The sequence below is a fragment of the Eubacterium pyruvativorans genome (assembly GCF_900102225.1).
Classification (GTDB): Bacteria; Bacillota; Clostridia; order Peptostreptococcales; family Anaerovoracaceae; genus Aminicella; species Aminicella pyruvativorans.
Map to the genome: position 1 here is coordinate 112,122 of NZ_FNBF01000005.1, position 7,570 is coordinate 119,691.

Annotated in this window: 6 protein-coding genes and 5 tRNA genes; all 11 read left to right on the plus strand. The window is 53.2% G+C overall.

Annotated elements, in window-relative coordinates; translation table 11 throughout:
* The first annotated feature begins 64 nt into the window (after positions 1-64).
* The gene (gene dprA, locus BLQ24_RS03295; protein ID WP_163427321.1) at positions 65-970 is read left to right on the plus strand and encodes a DNA-processing protein DprA; all 906 of its coding nucleotides are present in this window, start codon (positions 65-67) and stop codon (positions 968-970) included.
* 105 nt (positions 971-1,075) lie between these two features.
* On the plus strand, positions 1,076-3,208 hold the full coding sequence (gene topA / locus BLQ24_RS03300) for a type I DNA topoisomerase (protein ID WP_090162641.1): 2,133 nt from the start codon (positions 1,076-1,078) through the stop codon (positions 3,206-3,208).
* Positions 3,209-3,260: 52 nt separating this feature from the next.
* Entirely contained in the window at positions 3,261-3,800 is a 540-nt protein-coding gene (gene hslV / locus BLQ24_RS03305; protein ID WP_090162643.1) for an ATP-dependent protease subunit HslV, read from the plus strand.
* A gap of 105 nt (positions 3,801-3,905) precedes the next feature.
* On the plus strand, positions 3,906-5,345 hold the full coding sequence (hslU, locus tag BLQ24_RS03310) for an ATP-dependent protease ATPase subunit HslU (RefSeq protein WP_090162645.1): 1,440 nt from the start codon (positions 3,906-3,908) through the stop codon (positions 5,343-5,345).
* 121 nt (positions 5,346-5,466) lie between these two features.
* A complete protein-coding gene (codY, locus tag BLQ24_RS03315; protein WP_090162647.1) occupies positions 5,467-6,243 on the plus strand; it encodes a GTP-sensing pleiotropic transcriptional regulator CodY in 777 nt (258 codons plus the stop codon).
* A 103-nt stretch (positions 6,244-6,346) separates the two neighbouring features.
* Positions 6,347-6,979, plus strand: coding sequence for a YigZ family protein (locus tag BLQ24_RS03320; RefSeq protein WP_090162650.1), 633 nt, complete (start codon positions 6,347-6,349; stop codon positions 6,977-6,979).
* An 83-nt stretch (positions 6,980-7,062) separates the two neighbouring features.
* A tRNA-Val gene (locus tag BLQ24_RS03325) sits at positions 7,063-7,138 on the plus strand.
* Positions 7,139-7,176: 38 nt separating this feature from the next.
* Positions 7,177-7,253, plus strand: a tRNA-Asp gene (locus BLQ24_RS03330).
* Positions 7,254-7,257: 4 nt separating this feature from the next.
* Positions 7,258-7,332 (plus strand) — tRNA-Thr (locus BLQ24_RS03335).
* 14 nt (positions 7,333-7,346) lie between these two features.
* Positions 7,347-7,431: transfer RNA gene (locus tag BLQ24_RS03340), tRNA-Tyr, on the plus strand.
* Positions 7,432-7,435: 4 nt separating this feature from the next.
* Positions 7,436-7,510, plus strand: a tRNA-Gly gene (locus BLQ24_RS03345).
* Positions 7,511-7,570 lie beyond the last annotated feature (60 nt).

The following is a 7,570-nucleotide window of genomic DNA, read 5'->3' on the forward strand; positions in this document are numbered from 1 at the left end:
TGTCGGATGTTTCTTCTATTATATATTGAATGCACATGTCGGGAGGAGAAGACCGGAGGGGACAATGATGATCCTGAAGCGTAATGAGGAATTCTATCCGGAGAAGTTCAGAGAACTGGAAGAAGCGGCGGAGGACCCGTCGGACCGGCTCTGTCCGAACTCGTTTCGGATGCCGAAGCGAATATACTGTGAGGGAGACCTGTCCCTGCTGGACGGACCGGTGATTGCAGTGGTCGGGAGCCGCAAGGCCAGTGCATACGGCATGAAGGTGGCGGCGGGCCTGGGAAAGCGTGCCGCAGCCTATGGCGTCACGGTTATCAGCGGCATGGCCCAGGGAATTGACTCCGCCGCACAGCAGGGAGCACTGGATGCCGGGGGCAGAGTGATTGCGGTGTTTGGTTGCGGGATTGACGTGTGCTACCCCCGGGAAAACCGGAAACTGATGGACCGCATTGCATCCGAAGGGCTTCTGATCAGCGAGTATCCGCCGGGGACTCAGCCGAGACGCTTCTTCTTTCCCCAGCGAAACCGACTGATCAGCGCCCTGTCCGATGCAGTAGTGATTGTGGAGGCGGCGGTGGAAAGCGGCGCACTGATGACCGCATACTATGCACTGGATCAGGGGAAACGGCTCTATGCGGTACCCGGTAATATCACCAGCCGCACCAGTATGGGTACGAACAAGCTGATTCAGGACAGTGTTCAGCCCGTAGTCAGTCTGGACACTCCGTTTGAAGATCTGCCGGTGCGGAAGGCGTGTTATTCGGAGGAGAAAATCAGCGGACTGGGAGAGGATGAACAGCTGGTTTTCCGGGTCCTCCGGGACCGAGGTGAGCTGATGTCAGATCAGATCGGCCTTCTTACAGGACTTTCTCCCATGCGGGTCAGCCAGGTGATTACGCTGCTGGAGATGAAGGGCATTGCGGCAAACTATATGGGCCGGACGATGCTCATGGACGTGAATCAGTAAATTGAGAAATGTTTGACGTGTATGGGTTTTGTGGTATAATACGGCACGTCAGACTTGAAATACACGAAAACCGCAGGGATACAGCGGTTTTCTCAGGAGGAAATCATGACGGCAACAACTGCTGCGAAGAATAGTCCGGCGAAGACAAGCGCCGGAAAGAAGAAGAAAACGTCGAAGGTGACTTCGGCCCGGAAGAAGAAACTGGTGATCGTGGAGTCTCCATCGAAAGCGAAGACCATCGGGAAATTTCTCGGATCTTCCTACAAGGTCATTGCCTCAGTCGGTCACGTCCGTGACCTGCCGAAGAGTAAGCTCGGCATCGATATTGAAGACAATTTCGAGCCGCAGTACATTTCGATCCGGGGTAAGGGCGATATCATTAAGGAATTGAAGAAAGAAGCGAAGAAAGCATCGAAAGTGTATCTCGCCACCGACCCTGACCGGGAAGGAGAAGCGATTTCCTGGCATCTGGCTTACCTGCTGGGGATCGACCCTGCCGAGGAGTGCAGGATTGAATTCAACGAGATCACGAAATCGACAATCCGGGAGGCCATCAAGCATCCCCGGGCCATCGACCAGAATCTGGTGGATGCGCAGCAGGCGAGGCGGGTTCTGGACCGTCTGGTGGGTTATGAAATCAGCCCGATTCTCTGGAGAAAGGTGAAGAGAGGACTGTCTGCCGGGCGGGTGCAGTCCGCCGCACTGAAGATCATCTGTGACCGGGAGAAGGAAATCCGGGCCTTCGTTCCGGAGGAGTACTGGACCGTTACAGCGGATTTCCGGAAACAGAAAGTGTTCCGGGCGAAACTGACGAAGAAAGACGGAAAAGAACTGACGATTCACAATGCGGAGGAGAAGGACCGGGTGATGGGGGAACTGGAGAAGAACCCTTATACCATCACGAAGATCGAGAAGAGTGAACGGCAGTACAGACCGAAGCCCCCTTTCACTACCAGCAGTCTGCAGCAGGACGCATCGAACCGCCTGAATTTCAACACCAGGCGGACCATGCAGATCGCCCAGGCTCTGTATGAGGGCGTCAATGTGAGAGGAAGAGGCACCGTCGGTCTGATCACATACCTGAGAACTGATTCGGTGCGTGTCTCGGCGGAAGCCCGGGCAGCGGCGAAAACGTTCATCCTCGATTCGTTCGGAGAGGAATACTACAGCGATAACAAGTACGGCAACAAGAAAAAGGCGATTCAGGATTCCCACGAGGCGATCCGTCCGGCGGATGTGACGCTGACACCGGAAGAGATCCGGGATTCGCTGACGCCGGAGCAGTTCAAGCTGTACCAGCTGATCTGGCAGCGTTTCATGGCCAGTCAGATGAGTCCTTCCCGTATCCATAATGTACAGGCGGCCATTACGAACGGCGCTTACACCTTCAGTGCATCCGGTTCCCGCATGCTCTTCGACGGTTTTCGGAAAGTATATGCGGACAAGCCGGGAGAGGAGAAGGACAAGATGCTGCCGGAACTGGAAGAAGGGGAACAGCTGACGCCGAAGAAGGTGGATGCGGAGCAGAACTTCTCCAAACCGAAGGCCCGCTACTCGGAAGCGGCGCTGATCAAGGAACTGGAGAGCCGGAACATCGGCAGACCGAGTACTTATGCGCCGATCGTCACGACCCTGACCGGCCGTCATTATGTGAAGCGGGAGAAGAAATCCCTGGTTCCTACAGAGCTGGGGGAAATCGTGGATGATCTGATGGAGCAGTACTTCAAGGATATCGTGGACTCCCGGTTTACGGCGGAGATGGAAGATAAGCTGGATGATATTGAAGCGACAGGCAGTCCGTGGAAGAAGGTCATCAGCGAGTTCTACACACCGTTTGAGAAAGAACTGGAGAAGGCGGAGCATGACATCCCGAAAGTGGAGCTGGAGGACCGTCCGTCCGGCGAGATCTGTGAAGTCTGCGGCAGACCGATGGTTATTAAGTCGGGACGTTTCGGAGACTTCCTGGCCTGCAGCGGATATCCGGAATGCACGAATACCAGACCGCTGGTGAAGAAAACCGGGGTGAAATGTCCGCTCTGCGGCAAAGACATCGTGGAACGCCGCTCCCGGAAGGGGCGCATTTTCTATGGCTGCAGCGGATACCCGGAATGCACCCAGTCTTACTGGAACAAGCCGGTGAACAAGGTTTGTCCGAAGTGCGGTGCACTTCTGGTAGAGAAAAAGTCGAAAGAGGGAACACTGTCGTGTTCCAATCCGGAATGCACATATAAGGAATAGAAAATATACCCCGCCGGCTCCCCGGCGGGGCATGCAGAAAGGTGGTAATGCAATGATTCAGCTGCATGCGACGACGATCTGCTGCGTCAGAAGAGGCCGGGACGATATTGCGATCGGTGGAGACGGACAGGTCACCATGGGTGAAACGGCGATCATGAAAAATGGTGCAGTGAAGGTGAAGAAAATTTTCGGCGGGCGGGTGCTCACCGGTTTTGCGGGTTCTGTGGCAGACGCCTTCACACTGACAGAGATGTTCGAGAAGAAACTGGAGGAACACGGAGGAAATCTCCGGCGCGCAGCGGTGGATCTGGCCCAGGCCTGGCGTTCCGATCAGGGAATGCGCAGCCTGGAGGCGTTGATGATCGTTGCGGACAGGGAGGAAATCCTGATTATTTCCGGAAACGGAGAAATCATCGCGCCGGATCAGGATTTCGTGGCGATCGGCTCCGGGGGAAATTATGCATACTCCGCTGCGAATGCTCTGTTCAATCATACAGACATGCGTGCGGAGGATATCGTCCGGGAGTCCCTGAAGATTGCTTCCTCCATATGCGTCTATACGAATGATCATATTACTGTTGAAAAATTATAATCGTGATGATAAATATTCGTTATGATTTGAATAAATAAAATATTCAATAAATTTACATAAACCTATAGAATTCTTTCTATTCATAATTTATAATAGGAGTGGAATATGGCAGAACTGACTGGAGTAACCGTTCAGAGTCTGAAACCGAAGGAAATTGTCGCTGAACTGGATAAGTACATCATTGGTCAGGACAAGGCGAAGAAATCGGTCGCCGTTGCCCTGCGGAATCGTTACAGAAGAAATCTGCTGCCGGAAGACATGCGGGAAGAGATCACGCCGAAGAACATTCTGATGATCGGTCCCACCGGATGCGGAAAGACAGAAATCGCCAGAAGACTGGCGAAACTCATGAAAGCTCCGTTTGTGAAGGTGGAAGCCACGAAATTCACGGAAGTGGGGTATGTCGGACGGGATGTGGATTCCATGGTGCGGGATCTGGTGGAAGCGTCCATGCATATCACGAAGACCCAGAAGCTGCAGGAGAAGTATGACATTGCAGACCGTCTGGCGGAAGATCGGATCGTGGAAGCGATGATTCCGGGAGAGAAGAAGGCGTCGCAGCCGGAGAGCAGTCCTTTCGACTTCCTTCGCAACAGCGGCGGATACCCGAGTCAGAAACAGCTGTATGAACAGAGTCAGCAGGCGCAGAAGGAGAAGCCGGAGAAGTCTGAAGTGGAGATGGCCCGGGAGCAGGTTCGTCAACAGCTTCGGAACGGACTGCTGGAAGACCAGATCATTGAGATCGAGGTGGAAGACACACCGAGAGGCAATGAACTGGACATGAGCAACGAAGGGATGAGCATTGCGATTGGAAACATTTTCGGAGATATGCTGCCGAAGAAGATGAAGAATCGCAGATGCACGGTTCGGGAAGCCCGGAAGATCCTGCGGGAGCAGGAGGCGTCCAAGCTGCTGGACATGGATCAGGTCACTGATGAAGCGGTGGAGAATGCGGAACAGAACGGCATCATCTTCATCGACGAGATTGACAAGATCGCATCGGGCGGCAATTATAACGGCGCCGATGTTTCCCGGGAAGGTGTGCAGCGGGACATCCTGCCGATTGTGGAAGGCAGCGTGGTGAACACGAAATACGGTCCGGTGAAGACGGATCATATTCTGTTCATCGGTGCGGGTGCGTTCCATACTGCGAAGCCGACCGACCTGATTCCGGAGCTCCAGGGACGTTTTCCGATCCGGGTGGAACTGGACAATCTGACGAAGGAGGACTTCGAGAAGATCCTGACGGTTCCGGAGAATGCGATCACGAAACAGCATCAGGCGCTGCTGGGAACAGAGGGCATCCGTCTGGAATTCACGGATGATGCGATTTCCGAGATCGCGAGCATGGCTTACATGATGAATGAACAGAATGAGAATATCGGGGCGAGACGTCTTTCGACGATCCTCGAGAAACTGCTGGAGGATATTTCCTATGAAATTCCTGAGCCGGAGGATGGCAGAATCACCATCGACCGGAATTTCGTGGATAGTAAGTTCGAGGATACGATCCGTCGCGATACGCTCGACAGATACATATTGTAGGCCGGAATGCTGTTCAATACATCAGAATATCATGTATGAGCTGTCGGCGTCGTGATTCATGCCGTCCGATGGGGAGTATACGTATATTATTATATTATTTGGAAGAGGGATGGTACGAATCATGAGTGAACAGTTATTAACGAGAGTGAGGACTCTGAACGAGATGCTCTCCGAGAGCACGACGGGTTATGTGTCTTTCGACGAATTGTGCAATTCCATGGGAAAGATGCTGAATTCCTTTGTTTTCGTGATCAGCCGCAGAGGGAAGTGTCTTGCGGTGGACACGAGAGAGCAGGAAATCGACTTCGAAGTCGAAACACGGGATGGCGCAGAGTGGATTACAGACGGCGTCAACGAGAATCTTCTGAAGGTCGGAAAGACGATCGAAAACGGAATGGGTGAGGATATCATCGCTATTTACGGTGAGGACTATCCGTATGCAGAGGACTATCATGTGATTGTCCCGGTTGTCTGCGGCGGGAACCGGGTGGCGACTGTGATCCTCATGAGATCCAATTCTCCATATACTGACGAAGATATCGCAATCTGCGAGTACGGTGCAACTGTCATCGGACTGGAAGTGTCCCACGGCATTGCGCTGGAAGAGGAAGAGGACAACCGGGAACGGAATGCCGTGAATATGGCGCTGGAGACGCTGTCCTATTCCGAACTGGATGCGGTTGTGAAGATCTTCGGTGAGCTGGAAGGGGACGAGGGTCTTCTCGTTGCCAGCAAGGTAGCGGACAAGTTTAATATTACACGTTCTGTTATCGTCAATGCACTCCGGAAGCTGGAGAGTGCCGGTGTCATCGAATCCCGTTCTCTGGGTATGAAGGGGACCCGGATCAAGATCACGAATCAGTTCCTGCGGGGCGAGATTGAGAGGATCGATATTTAGCACACCGACGCTGTCAGATGGAAGATTATGGCGTGTACGAGCGCCATGGACGCGGGCAGAAGATCCTGCCCGCGTGTTTTTTGTCATGGTCAGGAGAAGAGGAATGAAACTGTTTGATACGGTATGCGGCGAGGGATCCGCAGAGCAGATCATTGAGAAATCCAGATTTATTGCCTATGTGGCTCCTGCAGAGTCCCGGGAGGAAGCGGATGCCTTCATCGCCGGAATCCGGAAGAAGCACCGGGATGCAACCCATAATGTGCCTGCGATGGTGATCGGAGATCAGTTTCAGCTGCAGTGGGGCAGTGACGACGGGGAGCCCCAGGGCACGTCCGGGGCGCCGATCGTCCAGATGCTGGTGAATGAGGGCATCACGAACACGGTCATTGTCGTCACCCGGTATTTCGGCGGGATCAAACTGGGTACAGGGGGGCTGGTCAGAGCATATACGTCCAGTGCGAAACTGGGACTGAAAGCGGCCGGGATCTGCACCGTGGAGGAAATGGTTCTGCGGGATTATCAGGCGGATTATGCGGCGTATAATCGGATCATAAACCATGATTTTGTACAAAAAATTGAAATCGGCAATTTACGCTTTACAGATTGTGTGGAATTTGATATAGTATCTAAGTCAGCTGATGCGGCGGCTGTTCATGAACAGCTGAACGGGTTGACGAACGGGAAGATCAGGCTGATCGACGAACGTAATGTGCGGTATCGGCTTCGGAAAGAATGAAAAAGTTCTTGACATTACGAAGCGGTTCCTGTACACTATATAAATGTCGCAGGGCTGTGAGAATCCTGTGGAGCTGAGAGTTCGGGCGTTTAGCTCAGCTGGGAGAGCATCTGCCTTACAAGCAGGAGGTCATAGGTTCGAGCCCTATAACGCCCACCACAATTTCAAATCAAGCATATTGCTTCTTTTGGGAATATGGCCAAGTAGTTCAGTTGGTTAGAATGCCAGCCTGTCACGCTGGAGGTCACGAGTTCGAGCCTCGTCTTGGTCGCCAATATGCTGGCGTGGCTCAACGGTAGAGCAGCTGATTTGTAATCAGCAGGTTGGGGGTTCGATTCCCTCCGCCAGCTCCAATTTCATAGAATGTCGAGGGATGCCCGAGTGGCTAAAGGGGGCGGACTGTAAATCCGTTAGCTGAGCTTACGATGGTTCGAATCCATCTCCCTCGACCAATTTGCGGAAGTGGCTCAGGGGTAGAGCATCGCCTTGCCAAGGCGAGGGTCGCGAGTTCGAATCTCGTCTTCCGCTCCAATTGTGCGGATGTAGTTCAATGGTAGAACCTCAGCCTTCCAAGCTGATGGCGTGAGTTCG

Bases quoted from the DNA above. Each gene is read 5' to 3' on its own strand.
- hslU (WP_090162645.1), top strand. From the start codon at position 3,906: ATGGCAGAACTGACTGGAGTAACCGTTCAGAGTCTGAAACCGAAGGAA.
- codY (WP_090162647.1), top strand. From the start codon at position 5,467: ATGAGTGAACAGTTATTAACGAGAGTGAGGACTCTGAACGAGATGCTC.
- hslV (WP_090162643.1), top strand. From the start codon at position 3,261: ATGATTCAGCTGCATGCGACGACGATCTGCTGCGTCAGAAGAGGCCGG.
- dprA (WP_163427321.1), top strand. From the start codon at position 65: ATGATGATCCTGAAGCGTAATGAGGAATTCTATCCGGAGAAGTTCAGA.
- topA (WP_090162641.1), top strand. From the start codon at position 1,076: ATGACGGCAACAACTGCTGCGAAGAATAGTCCGGCGAAGACAAGCGCC.
- BLQ24_RS03320 (WP_090162650.1), top strand. From the start codon at position 6,347: ATGAAACTGTTTGATACGGTATGCGGCGAGGGATCCGCAGAGCAGATC.